Genomic DNA, 15,947 nt, shown 5'->3' on the forward strand with positions numbered 1-15,947 from the left:
GCAGCACACGCCGCCTGGCGGCATCCATACCGAAGTTCACGCCAACGACGGCGGCGAACACTCAAAGACGAGAGGTAGGCATCACACGATGAACAGGCGCAAGATCTTGGCGGGGACCACCGCACTTGCAGCGGGAGCATTGCTGCTCACCGCATGCTCCGGAGACACTGGGGACACGCCTTCCGAGAGTGGCGGTGAAGTCACCCTTTCGCTGTGGCAGAACTCCACGACCGGTGACGGCATGCAGTACTGGGAGGACATGGCCGCCGCGTTCCACGAGGCGTACCCGAACGTCACCGTCGAGGTGCAGTCCATCCAGAACGAGGACATGGACGGCAAGCTCCAGACCGCGCTCAACTCGGGCGACGCTCCGGACATCTTCATGGCGCGTGGCGGCGGCAAGCTCGCCGACGTCGTCAAGGCCGGCCAGGTCATGGACCTGACCGACAAGCTCGCTGACGCGACGAATCAGGCGATGGGTGCCTCGCTCTCCGCGTTCACGATTGACGGCAAGGTCTACGGCGTGCCGACCGCGGTGCTCCCTGAGGGCTTCTTCTACAGCCAGGACCTCTTCGAGGCCGCCGGCATCGCCGACACCCCGACCACGCTCGACGAGCTGAACGACGCGGTCGCAGCGCTCAAGGCATCGGGCGTCGACCCGATCGCGGTCGGCGCGAAGGACGCATGGCCCGCGGCTCACTGGTACTACAACTTCGCCCTCCGTGAGTGCTCGCAGGACGTCATGAACCAGGCGGCCAATGACCGTGCGTTCAACGACGAGTGCTGGCTCCGTGCGGGTGAGGACCTGCAGGAGTTCGCCGCGACCGAGCCCTTCAACAACGGCTACCTGACCACCGCTGCCCAGCAGGGTGCGGGTTCGTCGGCCGGCCTCATCGCCAACCACCAGGCCGGCATGGAGCTCATGGGCGCCTGGAACCCCGGCGTCATCGCCTCGCTGACGCCTGACGAGGAGCCGCTTCCGGACCTCGCCTGGTTCCCGTTCCCCGAGATCGACGGTGGTGACGGTGCTCCCGGCGCCATGATGTCCGGTGCTGACGGCTACTCGTGCCACGTCAACGCTCCGGCCGAGTGCGTCACGTTCCTGGACTTCATCTCCACCAAGGAGAACCAGGAGGCCTACGCCGACGCCTTCCAGACGATCCCGGCCAGCTCGGAGGCACAGGGTGCGGTGGACAACCCCGCCCTGACCAAGCTGCTCGAGTCCTACAAGGAGGCGCCCTACGTCATGCTCTGGCTCGACACCATGTACGGCCAGAACGTGGGCAACGCGCTCAACATCGCCGTGGTCGACATGCTTGCGGGCAACGGGACGCCGCAGGACATCGTCGACGCGGTCAACGACGCAGCGCTCAAGGGCTGACCGGCTCCATCATCATGACTCCCACTAACGACAGCGCCGTGAAGACGCCCGTCGCGCCGGTGGAGTCCGCTCTGGGTGGGGGCGATGCCGTGGCATCGCCCCCGCCCTCCCGCGGGCACAGCCGCCGTCGCTGGGCGATCCGCGCCGAGATCGCGCTGCTGGCAGGACCGGCGCTGCTGGTCTTCCTGACCTTCGTGATCCTGCCCGTCATCATCGCCGCCTACTACGGCTTCTTCAGCTGGAGCGGCTACGGGCCCGCGACCGACTTCGTCGGTCTCCGCAACTACATCGTGATCCTGCAGGACGACGCCTTCCAGTCCGCCCTGCGCCACAACGCGATCATCGTGGTGCTCTCCCTGGTGATCCAGGGGCCCATCGCGATCGGACTCGCGCTGCTCCTCAACCGCAAGATGAAGTTCCAGTCCTCGCTACGAGTGCTCATCTTCGCGCCCTACGTCATCTCTGAGGTGGTCGTGGGTACTGGATGGAGCCTCATCCTCGCCTCGAACGGTGCCCTCAACGGCATGCTCGAGAAGCTCGGCCTCGAAGGCCTGCAACAGGACTGGCTCTCCAACCCCGAACTCGCCATCTGGACTCTGATGGCGATCATCACCTGGAAGTACATCGGCTTCGCCGTCATCCTCTTCCTTGCAGGACTGCAGGGCATCCCTGAGGAGATCACCGAGGCGGCCGCGATCGACGGTGCCAGCTACTGGCAGATCCAGCGTCGCATCACGCTGCCCCTCATGGGCCCGACGATCCGCATCTGGGCGTTCCTCTCGATCATCGGCTCGCTCCAGCTCTTCGACCTGGTCTACATCGTCTGGGGTCAGTACGTCGCGGAGACGGCGGGCACCTCGACGATGGCGACCTACATGGTGTCGTCGGGACGCAACGCCGGCAGCTACGGCTACGGAAATGCCGTCGCCGTCGTGATCTTCCTCATCTCACTGACCGTCGCACTCCTGTACCAGCGCTTCGTGCTGCGTCGCGACACGGACGGTGCCGTCACCGGAGGGAGTGACAACTGATGTCTACGACCACCCTGTCCCGGCCGAGCCACCGCGCTGAGGCCCCCGCGAAGTCGATCCGGCGCAAGCCCACCTTCGGGATCTACTTCATCGCGCTGGCCCTCGTCGGCACGATCATCACGCCGATCGCCTACATCATCATCGGTGGATTCCGCTCGAACGCGGAAATCACGCAGGACCCGGCGGGTTTCCCGAACGAATGGCGGGTCGAGAACTACGCCAACGTGCTCGGCTCCGATGTGTTCTGGCGCGAGGTGCTCAACTCGACCATCGCTGCGGTCGCCACGACCCTGGCCGTCGTGGTCCTCGGCGTGATGGCCGCGTACGTGCTCGCTCGCTACCAGTTCAAGGGTCGCGGCGCGCTGTTCTCGGTCTTCACCGCAGGACTGATGTTCCCGATGACGGTGGCGATCACGCCGCTGTACATCCTCGTGCGGAGCCTCGGTCTGATGAACTCGCTCGCCGGTGTCATCGTGCCGCAGGTCGCGTTCCAGCTGTCCATCACCATCATCATCCTCGTGCCGTTCCTGCGGACCATTCCGCGCGAGCTCGAGGAGGCTGCGTTCATGGATGGCTGCGGTCGGCTGAAGTTCTTCTGGCGCATGGTCATCCCCCTGTCCATGCCGGGAGTCGTGACGGTGGGGATCCTGGCGTTCATCGCCAGCTGGAACAGCTACATGCTGCCCCTGTTCATCCTCAACAACGAGGCCACCTACACCCTGCCGCTCGGCGTGCAGGCGTTCGCGTCCCAGTACTCGGTCGACACGGCGAAGGTGCTCGCCTTCACGTCGCTGTCGATGATCCCCGCACTCGTGTTCTTCAGCCTCTTCGAGCGCCGCATCGTCGGCGGTCTCACCGGAGCCGTGAAGGGATGACCACTGCGGGACCCCGGTCCACGCGTCGCATCTAGTTCTAAGGACCAGCCTTGAACAAGAAGTCTGAACCTGTCGTGTCCGCGCGCGTCCGTGCGCTGCTCGACGAGATGACCACCACCGAGAAGATCGCGCAGATCTCGGGCTACTGGGTGGACCGCGGGGACCATGTCGTCGCACCGATGCAGGGCGCGATGGCGCCCTCGGACGCCTACGACGAGGCCACCAAGCACGGCATCGGTCACCTGACCCGGGTCTACGGGACGCGTCCCGTAGACCCGGTCAGGCGGGCCGAGTGGCTGTGGGCCGAGCAGCGGCGCCTCAAGGCGGAGACGAGGCTGGGCATCCCGGCCCTCGTGCACGAGGAGTGCCTGACAGGCCTGGCCGCGTGGCAGGCTGCGACCTTCCCTGCGCCGCCGTCGTGGGGAGCCTCGTTCGACGACGCGCTCGTGGAGCGCATGGCGACCTCGATCGGCACGTCGATGCGCGAGCTCGGGATCCACCAGGGACTCGCCCCCGTGCTCGACGTCGTCCGCGACGCGCGCTGGGGGCGCGTCGAGGAGTGCATCAGCGAGGATCCGTACCTGGTCGGGTCGGTCGGCAGCGCGTACGTGCGCGGCCTTCAGTCCGCCGGGATCGTGGCGACCCTGAAGCACTTCGTGGGCTACTCGGGCTCGCAGGCCGGCCGCAACCACGCGCCGGTCCACGCGGGACCGCGTGAGCTCAACGACGTCTTCCTCGTGCCGTTCGAGATGGCACTGCTCGACGGCGGTGCACGTTCGGTCATGAACTCCTACGCGGAGATCGACGGCGTGGCCACGGCCTCGAACCGAGAGCTCCTGACCGATCTGCTGCGCGATACGTGGGGATTCGACGGCACCGTGGTCGCCGACTACTTCTCCATGGCGTTCCTGCACAGCATGCACAAGGTCGCCGCCTCGAAGGCCGACGCCGCACGCATCGCGCTGCGGGCCGGCATCGACATCGAGCTGCCCGACGCCGACGTGCTGCTGGAGATCGGCGAGCCCGACGAGGAGCTCGCCGCGCTGATCGACCTCGCCGCGGCGAGGGCGCTCACCCAGAAGGAGGAGCTCGGGCTTCTCGACGAGACCTTCGATGAGGCTCCCACGGATGTGGACCTCGACGGCGAGGAGGCGCGAGAGATTGCACTCGCGCTCGCGACCGAGTCCGTGGTGCTGCTCAGCAACGACGGCACCCTGCCGCTCGCCAAGCCCTCGACCATCGCCGTCGTCGGCCCGAACGCCTTCGGTCACGAGGCGCTGATGGGCTGCTACTCGTTCGCGAACCATGTGATGGCGAGCCACCCGGACGTGCCGATCGGAATCCAGGCCCCCGATCTCGTCACCAGCATCACCGAGCGCTTCGCCGCATCGGCGATCGTGTCCGCGCGCGGCTGCGACGTCGAGGGCGACGACCTCTCGGGCATCGACGAGGCCGTGGCGGCGGCGGAAGGCGCCGACGTGGCGGTCGTCGCGGTCGGAGACCGCGCGGGCCTCTTCGGGCGCGGCACCGTGGGTGAAGGAAACGACGCCGAGTCGCTCGACCTGCCCGGTCAGCAGCGACACCTGGTCGAGCGACTTGTGGCCACCGGCACGCCGGTCGTCATGGTGGTCCTCAGCGGTCGTCCTTACGACCTCGCCTGGGCGCTGGAGGGATCGGAGGCGCCTGCGGCCGTGCTGCAGTCCTTCTTCCCCGGCGAGGCCGGAGCGACGGCCGTGGCTGCGATCGTGGCGGGCGACGAGGCCCCTTCGGGGCGCCTCCCGATGTCCCTTCCGCGCTCGGCTGGCGCCCAGCCCTACGGCTACCTCCACCCGCCGCTGGGAGGGTCGTCAGAGATCACGTCGGCCGACTCCACGCCGGTGCGTCCGTTCGGCTTCGGCCTCAGCTACACGTCGTTCGTGCGCGAGTCGCTCAGGCTCGATGGAGCCGTGACCACTTCGGACGGCGTGCAGGCGAGCGTTGTGGTGCGGAACACCGGCGAGCGTGCCGGCACGGATGTGGTTCAGCTCTATGCGCACCTGCCGTACCGGTCCACGACCCGCCCGGTCGCGCAGCTCGTGGGCTATGCCCGCGTCGCGCTCGAGCCGGGCGCCGCGGCGACGGTGACGTTCGACGTCCCCGCGGCTCGCCTCGCGGCCAGCGACATGCGTGCGGTCCGCACCGTCGAGCCGGGTCCGCTGGAGCTGTGGGTCGGAGCGCACTGTGAGGAGCGTGAGACCGAGGTGTCCACGACGCTCGCTGGCGACGTGTTCGCGCCGACGGTCGAGTCGCGCCGCCTCACGGCGGTCCGGATCTCCGCGGACGTCGCCGGCGACGCGAGCAGGGGCGCCGACGAAGCGCTGCACGCCGCAGGCGTGGGGTCCGTCTCCGCGTAAGTGCTCAGGCTCGCTCGAGGCCCGACGTCGCGCCCACCGGCGGCGTCGGGCCTCGAGCGTGTCGTGGCCGCGCCATGATTGACCCATGCCTCGCACCAGTGATGCCACGCCTCCCACGATGAGCGACGTCGCTCGTCACGCGGGCGTCTCGGTGATGACGGTCTCCAACGTGATCAACGGCAAGGTTGCGCGCGTGAGCCCCGAGATCCGCGAGCGCGTCCAGGACGTCATCGCCGAGCTGGGCTACCGCGTCAACCTGCCCGCGCGCGCCCTCCGCCTGGGCCGGACGGGAACGGTGGCGCTCGCCGTGCCGACGCTGGACGACCTGTACTACGGCGAGGTCGCGCAGCGCCTCGCGGACCGCTTCGAGGCCCGGGATCTGCGGCTGGTCGTCGAGTCGACCAAGGGCGCGCTCACGGGCGAGCTCGCGGTGCTCGATGACTCTCGCCTGATGTCTTACGACGGCGTCGTGCTCGCGGCTGCGGCCGGTGATGCCGCAGTGCTCGACAGGCTTCACCCACGCAGTCCCCTCGTCATCCTCGGCGAGCGCACCGTGCCCGCTCGGTTCTCGCAGGTCCGCATGGACAATCGGGCCGGCGCACGCCAGGCGACCATGGACCTGTGGAGCCGTGGGGCGCGCAACATCGCGCTGCTCGGTGGCGCGGTGGGCGATGAGGACGGCATGTCCACCGACCGCGCGGCCGGGTTCCAGGATGCGCTCGCTGAGGCCGGCGTCGGACGTGATGCTGGCAACGTGATCCCGACGGGCGCGCGCCCCGAGGACGGCTATGCCGCGGCCTCGGCCCTGTGGGACGCGGGCGTCAGCATTGACGCGATGCTGTGCGTGACCGACTCGCTCGCGTTGGGCGCGCTGGCGGCGGCGGCGGCGCGAGGAATCCGGGTGCCCGAGGAACTCCAGATCATCGGATGGGATGACACTGCGATGGGTCGCCTCGCGGTTCCGGCGCTGTCGAGTGTGACTCCCGACAATGCCGCGGCGGCCGATGCGGCGGTGCGGCTGCTGCTGGGTCACATCGCCGATGCGGAGTTCGCCCCGGAGCACGTGGTCGTGAGCACGACGGTGACGCACCGCGGCACGACTCGACGCTAGGCGCAGGGACGCGCCAGGCGTCGAGCCGCGCAGAGGCTAGGCGTGGTCCAGGGCCACGCTCACGGTCGCGAACGAGTGGGGCGGCATCGTGACGCGAAGGATGCGCTGGTCCACGGTCACGTCGAGGTCCCGCGGCGCCACGGCGTCGGGCGTCTGAGGCGTGTTGTGGGCCGCGATCGACGACGCCGCGAGCACGCGGCCGGTGGCGCCGGTCACGCCGGCGCCACGCACGTCGAGGGTGACCTCCATCTCCTGATCCGGGTCGAGGTGCGACAGTGAGATGAGGAGCTGGCCGTCCTTGGTCGACGCGGACGCTGACAGGGCGCGCAGCGCGTGGCCGTCGACGTCGAGGCTCGGCGCCTCCAGGATCGACGCGTCCACGCTCGTCCCGTCCTGGTGACCCTTGTTCATCTCGAACACGTGGTACGTCGGGGTCAGGACCATGGAGCCGTCGTCGCCCGTGAGCAGCATCGCCTGGAGCACGTTGACGGTCTGCGCGATGTTCGCCATGCGGAGTCGTCGCGCGTGCGCGTGGAACGCGTCGAAGTGGACGCCCGCGACGAGCGCATCGCGCAGCGTGTTCTGCTGGTGCAGGAACCCGGGATTGGTGCCGGGCTCGGGCAGCCACCAGGTGCCCCACTCGTCGCACACGAGGTCGACCTTGCCCTCGGGGTCGTAGCTGTCCATGACGGCCACGTGCGCGCGGATGGCGCTCTCGATCCCGGTCGCCCGCACCATCGTGCGCAGGTAGTCCGAGGTGGAGAACTCGGTGGCGGACTCCGTGTTGATGCCTTGCGAGGCGTAAGTGTAGTAGTGGAACGAGACGCCCTGGAAGATGGGTGATTCCGGCGAGGCCTGGCAGTCGACGCAGGCCACCGCCTCCATCAGCGCGCGGGTCCACGACAGGTCGTCGTCGGAGCCGCCGGCAGCGATGCGGGCCACCTTGTTGTCGCCGTGGTTCTTGCAGAAGGTGGCGTAGCGTCGGGCCTCGTCCGCGTAGGCCTGCGGGCGCATGTTGCCGCCGCAGCCCCACGCCTCGTTGCCGAGACCCCAGAACGGCACCGGCCACGGCTCGTCGCGACCGTTCTCGCGGCGGAGGCGTGCCATGGGGCTGTCGTCGGAGCGCGTGAGGTACTCGAGCCACTCGCCCATCTCGCGGACGGTGCCGCTGCCGAGGTTGCCGTTGACGTACGGTGCGGCGCCCAGGAGCTCGCACAGGCGCATGAACTCGTGCGTGCCGAAGCTGTTGTCCTCGACCACGTCGCCCCAGTGGGAGTTGACCATCGTGGGCCGCTGCTCGCGCGGACCGATGCCGTCGCGCCAGTGGTACTCGTCGGCGAAGCATCCGCCGGGCCAGCGCAGGTTCGGAACCTCGAGGTTGCGCAGCGCCTCGACCACGTCGGCGCGGATGCCGTCCACGTGCGGCAGGTCGGAATCCTCCCCGACCCAGAACCCGCCGTAGATGCACCTGCCGAGGTGCTCGGCGAAGTGCCCGTAGAGGTGCTTGCTGATCTGTGCGCGCGCGACGTCGGCGCTGATGGCGATCCTGGCCTGGCTCATGGTGACTCCTCGTTGACTCGACCAGGTTTAACGATACACCAGCAGAGCCGACGGTGGGCACTCTCCGGCCGGCCGTGTTCGCTCCACCGCCGGGGACCTGGCCGCGACTACGACACCAGGGATGTCACCGATGCGACGATCGCGCCGATCCCGAACAGCGCCACCACCACCGCAGCCGCCCTTGTGATGACGGGCAGCGCCCCCGCGAGCCGCGCGCGGCTTCGATCAGATCCCATCACCAGCGCGACGAACAGATCCCACCCCAGCACCACCAGGAACATCCACGTGCCGTAGACGACGAGCCACCCGGCCGATGCGTTGGACACCACCGCCGCCAAGCTCACATAGAACAGAAGGTTCTTGGGGTTGAGAAGGCCCGAGGCGGCACCCATTCCCAGGTGCCTCACCCAGGACATCCCGCCGGTTACGTCGACGTGCCCGAGAGTCAGCGACACCCGAGTCCGCCAGAACGACACCCCCATCCACAGCAGGAATGCGCCTCCCACGAGTTCTATCCAGGAGAGCACGACCGGGCTCTGGATCGCACCGAGGCCACCGAACGCGGCGACGATGAACGCGCCGTTGGCCATCGCGATTCCGACGCACACGCCGCTGGCGCTGCGCCAACCCCGCGCGGCCGCGGTCCGTACGATCAGGAAGAAGTCGACGCCAGGGATGATCAAGGCGAGGAAGTGCGCGAGCGCGACGGCGAGGAACTGATCCATCTGGCTTTCATTCGTGAGACCGGGGGACTCTCACGATGATCGCGCCGGCCAGCGCGGACAGTCTTGAACGATATTGCGTCAGCGGATGTATTCACCTGGCGTGCTCGCCACGTGCGCGCGGAACACTCGATGGAGGTGGCTCTGATCCGCGAACCCGAGCGCGTGCGCCACCGACGCGATCGGCTCGCCCCCACGCAGCATCGCCCGCGCCCGAATCACCCGCGCGTTGTTGCGCCATGCGATGGGCGTCAGCCCCGTCGCCTTCTTCACCGCTCGTATCAACTGGTAGCGGTCCATCCCTGCCGCAGCGGCGAGATCATCCAAGCGAGGATCGTCCGGCTGTTCCGCTAGCACCTCCAGCACCGGTCGCAGCGAGTCCCCGAGGAACGTGGCCCCCACCGCCTCCGCATGCTGCACCTCCGCCCCGCCCAAGGCATCGAATGCGCGGCGCAGCAGGACCGTGAACTCTTCCAGTCCGGAGGGTCGCGCAAACAGCGCCGAGTTCGCGTCGTCGAAGACTCGCCGCGCGTCCCCTGCCCGGTAGACCTGAATCGCAGACTCGAAACCAGAACGGCCGGACCACACGTGCGTGCGAAGCCACTGCGGTTCGATGAGCATCATCTGATACGTCCACTCGCCCTCCACCGGATTGCAGGAGTGAACGTGTCCAGCGGGTATCAGCACCACGTCGCCAACGCCGAGCGGCACGGGTGCACCCGACCTCCCGACGAAGACGCTCGACCCCTCGTCGATCAGCCCGATCGCGAAACGCTCATGCGTGTGCGGGCGGTAGCACGAGTTCCGGCGGCACGACCGCCGAGACTCGAGCTGCGGAAAGCGTGAGTCATGCCAGAACTCGGGCGCGCGCACCGCACCGTCCGCCTTCGCTCCCATGCGCGCGATCGTATCCCGCACCCCCGCCTTGCATCCGGTGGAGACGGTGGGGCGTCCGGTGCGGCCAAATTTCGTGAAGAGCCTGCAGCACGTGAGGTGCCTGGGCCGGTCGCAGCACGAGATGACACGCTGGCAGGCAAGGCTGCTAGTTGTCAATCGACCCGGTATTGCGAGGTATAGGGAAGCAAGCTGCCGGGGATCAGCCGAGGCCTCTGTCTGTGAGCAGGTCACGAACGCCAGCGGGGTACAGCGGTGCGTGCGCCGCATCCAGGGGCACCCATCGGACAGTGCTGCCTTCATCGAGAACCCGCAAGTCTGCGTCGTCCGGCAAGGCTTTGAAGTCGTCGGAGTCAAGGGCAAAGACGTGCGCTATCTCGTGTCCGGGATGCCCCTCGTACTCGAAGATGTTCTCGATGACGCCCAGCAGCGTGACGTTGCCCAGCGTGACATCAAGCTCCTCTCGGAACTCCCGCCTCAGTGCAGCCTCTGCCGTTTCGCCGAACTCGATGCCGCCGCCAATTGCCCGGTAGTACGACTCGGCCTTGGTGCTGTCATGGCCTTCGATCACCAAGACGTGACCGGCGCGCACGGGGAGGCCAACTGAGATGTTCCGAGTTGCGGCCATGCTCTCGATGGTAAGCGCATCGGCCGTGGCGACAGGTGATTTGAAAAGCCTGCTAGTGGCCAATCAGCCCGGTCTAGAGCAGGTTGGCGCTGACTTCAACAGCGCGTGCGTCAAGGACATCTCGGGGCGGCTCGCTCCACTTGGCTTCGATACGGAATCCGTCTTGTGGGTTCCGCGGGATCACATGCAGGTGGGCGTGGAAGACTTCCTGGAGGGCAGCTTCTCCATCGGCGAAAAAGAGGTTGACGCCTTCACACGGGATTGTCGAACGTCGGATTGCTGCGGCGACTCGCTGCGCCGCCATAAACATCGCCGCGCCGTCCGATTCGTTCACGTCCTCCAGTCCTGGGGAGTGGCGCTTTGGCACGACGAGTGCGTGGCCTGGGGTTGCGGGCTGAATGTCCATGAACGCCAGCACGGTCTCATCCTCGTACACGACGCTAGAAGGCAGTTCGCGGGAGATGATTCGGCAGAACACGCACGGTTGGTCGGGCATGGCACCACTATGCCGAAGAGTGCGACAGCCTCGTGGGGTGTAAAACGAGTCAGCCAATCCCGCTGGCCCCTGATCCAGCCCCCAAAGGTCAACTCGACTCGCGTTCTGGGTGGCGTGGCTACAGTGTCTTCCATGACCACGTCTGCACTTCCGCGCCGGATGCCGCTCTCTCGGTCTGCCGTGATCGGTGCAGTCGCGGCGATTCTTGGTCTGTTTCCGCTCGCGATCGGCTTCTCGACGGTAGGGCTCATGCAAGTCCGCGATGACTACTACCGGGGTCGAGGGTTCGCAGTCTTCGGGCTGGCGTTCACCGCCCTCACATGGCTGCCGATCGTGTGGTGGTACTTCTTCGCGCGATAGGCCGCTCGTCGCCTACGCGCCGCGTGAGCGACGCCGCGAAGTTTACTTGTTGCGAATCGACTCGCTGCCAAACCTAGGGGCTCGACTAAGTCGCTTGCTCGACTACTGCGACGCTGACGTCGACTCGGAAGGCATCTGGCTCAGGCTGGGTGATAGACCACCACCACACGCCAATTCCAGCTAGTGACAGCGCCGCAAGAACAGCGACGAACCAGACGATCCTCGAATGCAGCACGATCGACCAGCGCGACCGAAACGCGCTCGTGTCCTCAGGTGCCTCGGTGCCTTCCACGCGAATGAGCCTAGCCACGCGTGAGTTCTGGCGCACCAGTTCATCTGGCCGTCATGCGCAATTCCCTGCGTAGGCTCCCGGGTTGAGAAGTGAGCCCGACAGCGTCCGCCAAGCCCGCCTGCGTCTACCCGGAGAGTCGCGCGAGGCACGGGAGCTTCGTGAACAGTGCGGGCGTGCGGATTGCAGTCGCTGCACTGCAGCACGTACCAGACCGGCGTGACCACCCTGATGAACGGGCGTCCGTTGCCAACGGAGGGTGACAGCCGAGAGCGGCTGTCAGTTCGCATCCTTGGTCGGCGTTGTGCTGGGATGTGTCACGCACGAAGTGTGCGTGGAGCCGCCACTCACCGCGACGCTACATCTCAGCAATAACCTTGAGAAGCCATCTACGAGCCACTATGACGGCCGAGAGATCCGAGCCTCTGAGCGCTCACCTGCTTGAGGGGCGGTGAAGATTGTGCGTGACGGTCCTACTTGTCGTCGGCGTCTACTGTCGCTGTGGCCTTCTTCGGCTGCGGCCATGACTCTGGGATGAGGACTTCTCCTTCTCGCCAATTGTGTGCGACCGCATCCTGGAACCATGGGTCCTTGTAGTTCGCGTGGTCGATGACGATGAGCTGGAAGGCGTCGCCCTTGTCCCCGGCGTAGCGAGCGAACTGCTTGAACATGTTGCGCACGGTCTCTCGGTCAGGATCAGCCTTGTCGTGCGGCGAGTCAGACTGAAAGTGCGCTTTGCTGGGCTGATCGATCATGAGGAAGCGGGGCACCGGGCGCTGCTGGTCAATGAAGAACTCATGCAGCGCCAGATGCGTGGCAACGTGATAGCCGACCCAGTTCTCGCCGCTCCCGATGTTCTCAAGAGGCAGAGGCCCCGAGCTGGTGTCGACGACGATAGTCAGGTCCTCTACGTCAAGTCGGATCGGATCATCCGCTTGCTCTAGGTTCAGGTCCCGCGCGTATCTTTCGAGCATGACGCTCAGGGCATTCAACCTTGAGAGCAGTTGTTCGCGCACGCTTCCTGCATTGAGTTCGCCCTCAAGTGCCTTCACCGTGGCGGCAGCAGAGGAGCGCTGGCGAGCCAGTTCCGCTAGACCCTCGTCATTGAACGCTTTCAAGCGACTCAGGATCGCATCGACTCGGCCGCGTACGAACTCCTGGCTCGCCTCAAGCGATTCGCTACGGTCGACGGTGGCGTTCGTAGTCAGCCACGCGTCGATGATGTTCAGTTCGCGTCGAATTTCTTTGATCTTGGCGTCGATGTTGCCGACTGCCTTCTGCGTACGGGTTCGGCGGCTCGATACCTCGTGCAATTCCGCCTTCAAGCGCGTGAGGCGTTCTGACATCTGTGCAACGGTGGGATCGGCGCGCTCCAGCGGCTGAGCACAAATGGGACATGCGTTGCTGTCTCCGTGGTCTGCCGGCATGAGACCGATTACCGCAAGCCTCCCGGCTTGGGCATCCAGAGAACTGTCGTATCCGTCCTCGCCGTCCCGCTCGTCCAGGAGCAAGTCTCTGTGCGTGATGAGCGAACGTAGTTCGTTCGACAACTCCGAACGGTGTCCTTCCTTCGCGCGTCGCTCGTCGTGCAGGCTGATGTCCGCGTCCTCGGCAACGACTTTGCGGCTCCTATCGAACCGGATCCTGTTGAGCACAGTGAGTGGATCGGAATCGTCGGTGAGGCCTTCGACTAGTTGAACGGATCGGGCTTCTGCTAGAAGCTCCCGCAACTCTTGCTCCCACCCCTTTCTCTCTTCCTCGGCCGCCCCGATGGAGACTTCGATTCGCCTTAACTGAGATCGGGCTTCGCGCAGTTGGCTCCTCTTCGCTGCCTGCTGCCCGTCAACTGCTCCGAGGAAGAAGGGCAGGCTGTCTCTGAGGCCGGCTTGAATACCTCGCTCGTTCTGGCGGTGGAAGAGGATGCTCTTGCTGTCGATCTCATGCTGTTCCTGAAGTGTGAGCGGGACAGCGTGGCCGAGGGTGATGGCCACGGATGGTCGCGTTGACTCTTCGCCCGACTCCAGGCGTACATCTGCGAGGCCCATTCGTGCCCCAAGGTGGGCTCGGAGGCTGGCAGTATCGCTGTTTAGATGGAGGTCTGCGTGAAGCGGCGGTTCAAGCGCGGGGCCACCGAACTCCAGCATCGCCCGGCTACTGGTGTGACCTGCCACGGGCGCTTCCCTTGCGGCTATGGCGCGACTGCCGTCCTGGAATTGGACGAGTAGGGCGTACCAGGAGATCTTCTTGAACGGTTCTGTCTGGGGTATTGAGGACTTCTTCCGCCCGAGGCAGTAGTCGACGATGCTGATGAGGGCGCTCTTGCCAGTCTTCGAATCCCCCGTCACGATATTCAGCGCGCCGGGTGTGAACTTGACCGACCGCTCTTCACCCTCGTGACTGTAGATGCTTACGCTGATGATCTGCACTAGGGCGACACTCCGAAAATGGTGTAGATGTTAGTGCTCGTACCTGCACGGCCGAGCATTCCGCCAAGACTGGCGGATGAGCGGAGAATCTCGGCCAATTCCGTATTCGCACCTACTTTAGTGCCAGTTGGAATGTTGGCTACAAGGTGTCCGTCCGCGATAGCGAGGATCTCCGTGCGCAATGCAAATCGCAGTCCCTCGTCGACATGGGGGCGAAAGCGGTGCGTACGGTCTGCGAACGTGACCAGTTCCGTCGGGTGATTCCCCACCCATGACGCCAAGTGAGTCTTTGAGACGTGAGCCAAGCCTTGGCGGGTCTCGCGGTGGAGAACCAACGGGGGGACGAGATAGCAGAGCTCCCATGGCATCGCGTGTGACGCTTCCTGGTGGTATCGAGCCGCGCACCAGGCGATTGCCGCTCCTACCAGCGCAGGGTTGATCATGGTGGCGGTCAGTGGTGGGCGAATGTTCCACGCAAGGAGTGCTGTCATGCGGATACTCCGAGAAGTGCTTCAAGTTTCGCCTTGAAGTCCGGATGCCAACCGATGTCTCCACGGTCCGCTAGAATGTGGCGGGAGCCATTTGTCAGGAAGTTCTCGGCGAATGTCGCTCGGATTCTTACGACGTTCGCGTCATAGAGTGAATTGAACAACTCGCGACCGGCTTGCACCTTGTCACGTTCAGTGAGCTCGCCGTCGAGTTCGAGTTGGTCGCACATGTTCTCGAACTGGATCTCCCACTCATCAATGAGATCTCGCTCGAATTTCGTAAGGTCTTCTTCAACGAGATCGCCGTCCTGCACCCACTTTGACGTTTGTGCGTATGCCCGGTGGTAGTTGACGATGGCCTTTCTCAGGTTGTGTCCGTGAACTTTGACCCACCCGAGTTGTGCGACGAATGGCCTGCTGCGAAGCCCCTCAATGATCTCGTCTTCGACGTCTGCCAGTGACAGGTCGACGGGCAGTGCATCGGCCAGGAACTCATCGCGTAGCGAGTAGATCTGGTTGTAGAGCATGCCTGCGGAGATCGTTTCGACGTCCGCTGCGAGCAGCACCTTGAAGGTGATGCGGTGCCACCATCCCATGAGTCGTTCAATCAGCAGGTCAGCATGCTCGTCCCGTACAGCTGTCGCGAGCTCTTCTCTGAGGAGTTGATCGGTCTCGGAAGCATGGGGCGCGTCGGTGACGATAGTGACGCGCTGCAATACGCCGAGTCGCTCTGCCGGTGTGGCGGCCAGCCAGGCCTCGCGGCCCTTCTTGGTCTCCTCGGCCGTGAGAGTCTCGGCCAGGCTCGTGAGCAATTCGCTCGCAGCTTGTGGTTCGTGGTCCTCGGTTGTGAGGAACGAGACTGCGGAGCCCTCGCTGGCGGACGCGGTAGTGAGAAGGTAGAGCCGCGGGCCCGACACATCCTTGAGGCTTGGTGTCTCTAGCCACACGCGGAGCGTCTTCCAAAGATCCGGGCTTCCATCGGTGAGCGTTGAATCGCCTTGGTGATGCTTCACTTGTTCGGCCGTGTCGAGAGTCCCGTCCGCGCGAAGCAGTGCGACGTCGTCATAGGTCTCAAGGGAGACTCGTATTGCCTTGTCTTTCCTGCCGGCGCGGAGCAGTTCGAGCAGCGCCCAGTGCAGTTGGTGGAGGTGCCCGACGGCGGAGGCGGACGCATCAAACTTGCTCACTGAACTCCCCCAGGAATCTGCGCAATACGTCGGCCGCCATTTTAAACGCCACCGTTCGTGCCCAATATAGCCACTCGGAATGGTTGAGGGTTTGGCGCAAGGCCGG

The 15,947-nt window shown here is 65.5% G+C and carries 15 protein-coding genes; 6 read left to right on the forward strand and 9 right to left on the reverse strand.

Annotation, left to right across the window (positions count from 1 at the left end; all coding sequences use genetic code 11):
* Positions 1 to 88: 88 nt before the first annotated feature.
* The 5 genes from B7K21_RS07415 to B7K21_RS07435 all read left to right on the forward strand — a co-directional run bounded on the left by B7K21_RS07415 (position 89) and on the right by B7K21_RS07435 (position 6,791).
* Positions 89 to 1,381, forward strand: a complete 1,293-nt coding sequence (locus B7K21_RS07415; RefSeq protein WP_084074724.1) for an extracellular solute-binding protein — start codon at positions 89 to 91, stop codon at positions 1,379 to 1,381.
* A gap of 14 nt (positions 1,382 to 1,395) precedes the next feature.
* Complete coding sequence (locus tag B7K21_RS07420; RefSeq protein WP_084074725.1) at positions 1,396 to 2,412, forward strand: carbohydrate ABC transporter permease; 1,017 nt, start codon at positions 1,396 to 1,398, stop codon at positions 2,410 to 2,412.
* A complete protein-coding gene (locus B7K21_RS07425; RefSeq protein WP_084074726.1) occupies positions 2,412 to 3,287 on the forward strand; it encodes a carbohydrate ABC transporter permease in 876 nt (291 codons plus the stop codon). Before B7K21_RS07420 ends, B7K21_RS07425 begins: the two co-directional genes overlap by 1 nt.
* 107 nt (positions 3,288 to 3,394) lie before the next feature.
* A complete protein-coding gene (locus B7K21_RS07430; protein ID WP_084074840.1) occupies positions 3,395 to 5,680 on the forward strand; it encodes a glycoside hydrolase family 3 N-terminal domain-containing protein in 2,286 nt (761 codons plus the stop codon).
* A gap of 85 nt (positions 5,681 to 5,765) precedes the next feature.
* On the forward strand, positions 5,766 to 6,791 hold the full coding sequence (locus B7K21_RS07435; RefSeq protein WP_084074727.1) for a LacI family DNA-binding transcriptional regulator: 1,026 nt from the start codon (positions 5,766 to 5,768) through the stop codon (positions 6,789 to 6,791).
* Between the two features lie 36 nt (positions 6,792 to 6,827).
* Here the strand turns inward: B7K21_RS07435 and B7K21_RS07440 are convergent, their stop codons facing one another.
* From B7K21_RS07440 to B7K21_RS07460, 5 genes are all read right to left on the reverse strand, one after another.
* Positions 6,828 to 8,351 (reverse strand): alpha-N-arabinofuranosidase, encoded by a 1,524-nt coding sequence (locus B7K21_RS07440; protein WP_084074728.1) that lies wholly within the window; start codon positions 8,349 to 8,351, stop codon positions 6,828 to 6,830.
* Between the two features lie 107 nt (positions 8,352 to 8,458).
* Positions 8,459 to 9,076, reverse strand: a complete 618-nt coding sequence (locus B7K21_RS07445) for a LysE family translocator (RefSeq protein ID WP_084074729.1) — start codon at positions 9,074 to 9,076, stop codon at positions 8,459 to 8,461.
* 78 nt (positions 9,077 to 9,154) lie between these two features.
* A complete protein-coding gene (locus B7K21_RS07450) occupies positions 9,155 to 9,970 on the reverse strand; it encodes an AraC family transcriptional regulator (protein WP_084074730.1) in 816 nt (271 codons plus the stop codon).
* A 199-nt stretch (positions 9,971 to 10,169) separates the two neighbouring features.
* Complete coding sequence (locus tag B7K21_RS07455) at positions 10,170 to 10,595, reverse strand: NUDIX hydrolase (protein ID WP_084074731.1); 426 nt, start codon at positions 10,593 to 10,595, stop codon at positions 10,170 to 10,172.
* Positions 10,596 to 10,668: 73 nt separating this feature from the next.
* Positions 10,669 to 11,091, reverse strand: a complete 423-nt coding sequence (locus tag B7K21_RS07460; protein WP_084074732.1) for an HIT family protein — start codon at positions 11,089 to 11,091, stop codon at positions 10,669 to 10,671.
* Between the two features lie 132 nt (positions 11,092 to 11,223).
* Here B7K21_RS07460 and B7K21_RS07465 point away from each other — a divergent pair, with 132 nt between their 5' ends.
* Positions 11,224 to 11,451 carry a hypothetical protein gene (locus tag B7K21_RS07465; RefSeq protein ID WP_084074733.1) on the forward strand — a complete coding sequence of 76 codons (228 nt, stop codon included), beginning with the start codon at positions 11,224 to 11,226 and terminating at the stop codon, positions 11,449 to 11,451.
* Between the two features lie 85 nt (positions 11,452 to 11,536).
* On the opposite strand, the gene B7K21_RS12450 is transcribed toward B7K21_RS07465, so the two are convergent.
* The 4 genes from B7K21_RS12450 to B7K21_RS07475 form a co-directional block, all read right to left on the reverse strand.
* The gene (locus tag B7K21_RS12450) at positions 11,537 to 11,743 is read right to left on the reverse strand and encodes a hypothetical protein (RefSeq protein WP_144016092.1); all 207 of its coding nucleotides are present in this window, start codon (positions 11,741 to 11,743) and stop codon (positions 11,537 to 11,539) included.
* 470 nt (positions 11,744 to 12,213) lie between these two features.
* Positions 12,214 to 14,166, reverse strand: coding sequence for a DUF3732 domain-containing protein (locus tag B7K21_RS07470; RefSeq protein ID WP_084074734.1), 1,953 nt, complete (start codon positions 14,164 to 14,166; stop codon positions 12,214 to 12,216).
* Positions 14,166 to 14,657 carry a three component ABC system middle component gene (locus tag B7K21_RS12925; protein ID WP_373994280.1) on the reverse strand — a complete coding sequence of 164 codons (492 nt, stop codon included), beginning with the start codon at positions 14,655 to 14,657 and terminating at the stop codon, positions 14,166 to 14,168. Before B7K21_RS12925 ends, B7K21_RS07470 begins: the two co-directional genes overlap by 1 nt.
* A complete protein-coding gene (locus B7K21_RS07475; RefSeq protein WP_144016093.1) occupies positions 14,654 to 15,841 on the reverse strand; it encodes an ABC-three component system protein in 1,188 nt (395 codons plus the stop codon). The genes B7K21_RS12925 and B7K21_RS07475 overlap by 4 nt, the downstream gene beginning before the upstream one ends.
* Positions 15,842 to 15,947: the final 106 nt, after the last annotated feature.

This window comes from Demequina sp. NBRC 110052 (assembly GCF_002090075.1).
Taxonomy (GTDB): Bacteria; Actinomycetota; Actinomycetes; order Actinomycetales; family Demequinaceae; genus Demequina.

What these genes read in the sequence shown, in the direction of transcription:
- B7K21_RS07420 (WP_084074725.1), top strand. Translation starts at nt 1,396, where the DNA reads ATGACTCCCACTAACGACAGCGCCGTGAAGACGCCCGTCGCGCCGGTG.
- B7K21_RS12925 (WP_373994280.1), bottom strand. Translation starts at nt 14,657, where the DNA reads ATGACAGCACTCCTTGCGTGGAACATTCGCCCACCACTGACCGCCACC.
- B7K21_RS07425 (WP_084074726.1), top strand. Translation starts at nt 2,412, where the DNA reads ATGTCTACGACCACCCTGTCCCGGCCGAGCCACCGCGCTGAGGCCCCC.
- B7K21_RS07460 (WP_084074732.1), bottom strand. Translation starts at nt 11,091, where the DNA reads ATGCCCGACCAACCGTGCGTGTTCTGCCGAATCATCTCCCGCGAACTG.
- B7K21_RS07435 (WP_084074727.1), top strand. Translation starts at nt 5,766, where the DNA reads ATGCCTCGCACCAGTGATGCCACGCCTCCCACGATGAGCGACGTCGCT.
- B7K21_RS07455 (WP_084074731.1), bottom strand. Translation starts at nt 10,595, where the DNA reads ATGGCCGCAACTCGGAACATCTCAGTTGGCCTCCCCGTGCGCGCCGGT.
- B7K21_RS07450 (WP_084074730.1), bottom strand. Translation starts at nt 9,970, where the DNA reads ATGGGAGCGAAGGCGGACGGTGCGGTGCGCGCGCCCGAGTTCTGGCAT.
- B7K21_RS07430 (WP_084074840.1), top strand. Translation starts at nt 3,395, where the DNA reads ATGACCACCACCGAGAAGATCGCGCAGATCTCGGGCTACTGGGTGGAC.
- B7K21_RS07415 (WP_084074724.1), top strand. Translation starts at nt 89, where the DNA reads ATGAACAGGCGCAAGATCTTGGCGGGGACCACCGCACTTGCAGCGGGA.
- B7K21_RS07465 (WP_084074733.1), top strand. Translation starts at nt 11,224, where the DNA reads ATGACCACGTCTGCACTTCCGCGCCGGATGCCGCTCTCTCGGTCTGCC.
- B7K21_RS07440 (WP_084074728.1), bottom strand. Translation starts at nt 8,351, where the DNA reads ATGAGCCAGGCCAGGATCGCCATCAGCGCCGACGTCGCGCGCGCACAG.
- B7K21_RS07445 (WP_084074729.1), bottom strand. Translation starts at nt 9,076, where the DNA reads ATGGATCAGTTCCTCGCCGTCGCGCTCGCGCACTTCCTCGCCTTGATC.